Consider the following 2,321-nt stretch of genomic DNA (forward strand, 5'->3'; position numbering starts at 1 on the left):
GGGGCGGTACGGCGTTCTCCCGCCGGGCCCGGACCAGCCCCACGTACGTGATCCCCGCCCACGTCGGCAGGACGAGGGCGATGATCACCATCCCTATGAGGGTCGCCACGGTCAGTCGCCGTCGTAGCCGTCGTACGAGGACTCACGCCGGCGCGCTCCCGCCGGACTCTGGTTGGTCTCCATGGTGTTCCTCCATGACGCGGCCGCTCGGAGGTGAGCGTAACGGAGCGATCCCTGGAGAGGGGCGGGGGAAGACGGTGTGGTTCGAGTGCGACGCATAGGGCACCATGGGCGGCCATAGACGCGTACCCGCCAGTAGGAGTGACCATGTCCGAGCCCTCGCCCGAGATCCTTGCCGCCTTCGAGGCCGCGAAGGGGTTCATGCCCGTCGGGGAGGGGCTCGCGCTGTACGGGGCGGCCGTCGAGGCCGCGAAGCTGGGGCTGCCACTGCTTGAGGTCGGGACGTACTGCGGGCGGTCGACGATCCTGCTCGCGGACGTGGCCCGGCAGGCGGGGACGGTCGCGGTGACCGTGGACCACCACCGGGGCAGCGAGGAGCAGCAGCCGGGCTGGGAGTACCACGACGAGAGCGTGGTGGACCCCGAGGTGGGGCTCATGGACACCCTGCCGACCTTCCGCCGGACGCTCCACAAGGCGGGGCTCGAAGACCACGTGATCGCCGTCGTCGGCCGTTCGCCGCTGGTCGCCAGGACCTGGGGCGGGCAGCTCGGGTTCGTGTTCATCGACGGCGGGCACACCGACGAGCACGCCACGAACGACTACGAGGGCTGGGCCCCCAAGGTCGCCCCCGGGGGCCTGCTCGTCATCCACGACGTCTTCCCGAACCCGGAGGACGGCGGCCAGGCTCCGTACCGGATCTACCTCCGCGCGCTCGAGTCGGGTGACTTCGAGGAGGTCTCGGTCACCGACTCGCTGCGGGTGCTGCGTCGCCGCTGACGCGCATGACGGTTCAGAACAGCGACGTCACGTACAGGCAGTTGGTGTAGCTGTAGCCCGGTTCGATCTTCGTCTTGCTCGACTTGGTGTCGCCCGTCGTGGAGGTGCCGGTGGCCGCCCGCTTCTGGAGGAACTGGTAGTCGCCGGCGGGGAGCAGGAGGGTCGCCTTCGGGTACTTCGAGGACGGCCCCGAACAGGCCTTGATCTTGGGCGAGTTGACGAGCAGCGGGGTCTGGTACTTCTTGCAGGTCCCGCATGCCTTGAGGGTGACCCGGCCGGTCATCGGGCCCGTGTAGAGCAGCTCGACCTCGCCGGGGCCGTCGTTGCTGACCACCATGATCATCCGCTCGCCGCCGGGGACGTCGGCCGGGGGCAGGCTCTTGCCGGCCGCGGGCTCCTCCTCGGCGATCTCGGCGGCGATGGCGATCGAGCGGGCGTGGGCGGCCTGCGGACTGTTCGGGTACGTCTTGGCGTAGTCGGTCATGGTCGTGGCCGCGCTGCTGAACTCCTTGTCCTTGAACTGGTCCGTCCCGCAGGCGAAGTCGCCCTTCTGGACCGCGGCGGCCGTCTCCTTCGCCGCGCCCTCGAGGGACGGGTCCGGCATGTTGTCGAGGGAGGAACGCAGGGCGCGCAGCTGGGCGGTGGCGTCGCAGGGCTCGGAGCCGGTGAGGGCGGTCGTCCGGGTCTTGATCGCCGCGCGGACGGCCGGTTCGACCTTGGCCGCCTGGGCGGACTGCGGGAAGGTGTCGAGGAGCTCGTTGAGGCTCTCGCTCGCCGGCGGGTTCGCCGTCTGCACGCCGAGCGCCGCCGTACCGCATTCGTAGAGCGACTCGGCGAGCGGCTCGTCGGTCTTGGCGGGCCGGGAGCCGAGGAGGTCCTTGTCCACGGTGGCGGGGAGCTCCCGCAGGTGCTTGAGCGGCGCTATGGCCGCGCAGTACTGCTTGTGCTCGTACGGGGCGGAGACCGTCTTGTAGTACGCGTCGAGGCGGTCGGGGACGAGCTTCCCGGCCCGTGAGCCGGCGTGCTTCGTGCCGAGGTCCTCATAGGCGCTGAGCGCCTTGCGGAAGGTCGGCTCGGCCTTGTCGAAGGTGAGGCCGTCGGCGGACTTCACCAGCGCGTCCGCCGCCGCGAGCAGTTCCAGCATCGCCTGCTCCTTCGCCTCGTCGCGGGCCGCGCCGTACGCGAGGGAGCCCCCGGCGGGCACGGCGAGCAGGACGAGGGCGAGCGGCAGCGCGAGGCGCCGGAAGGAGGCGCCGATCCGGAGGGTGGCGCGCAGTCCGCGGCGGGCGCCGTCGGCGGCGACGGCGAGCAGGAAGACGCCGTAGCCGACGAGGAGGCCGAAGGGCACGCCGTCGACGTCGGCG

At 71.2% G+C, this 2,321-nt stretch carries 2 protein-coding genes; one reads left to right on the forward strand and one right to left on the reverse strand.

The annotated features are described in order from the left end of the window. Positions 1-327: 327 nt before the first annotated feature. The gene (locus CCN56_RS40805; protein WP_086832562.1) at positions 328-957 is read left to right on the forward strand and encodes a class I SAM-dependent methyltransferase; all 630 of its coding nucleotides are present in this window, start codon (positions 328-330) and stop codon (positions 955-957) included. 13 nt (positions 958-970) lie between these two features. Here CCN56_RS40805 and CCN56_RS40810 read toward each other — a convergent pair. Continuing rightward, on the reverse strand, positions 971-2,321 hold a 1,351-nt coding region (locus tag CCN56_RS40810; RefSeq protein ID WP_086832563.1), incomplete at its 5' end, for a hypothetical protein.

The organism is Streptomyces sp. NRRL B-24572 (assembly GCF_002156145.1).
GTDB classification, from domain to species: domain Bacteria; phylum Actinomycetota; class Actinomycetes; order Streptomycetales; family Streptomycetaceae; genus Streptomyces; species Streptomyces vietnamensis.

What these genes read in the sequence shown, in the direction of transcription:
- CCN56_RS40805 (WP_086832562.1), top strand. Translation starts at nt 328, where the DNA reads ATGTCCGAGCCCTCGCCCGAGATCCTTGCCGCCTTCGAGGCCGCGAAG.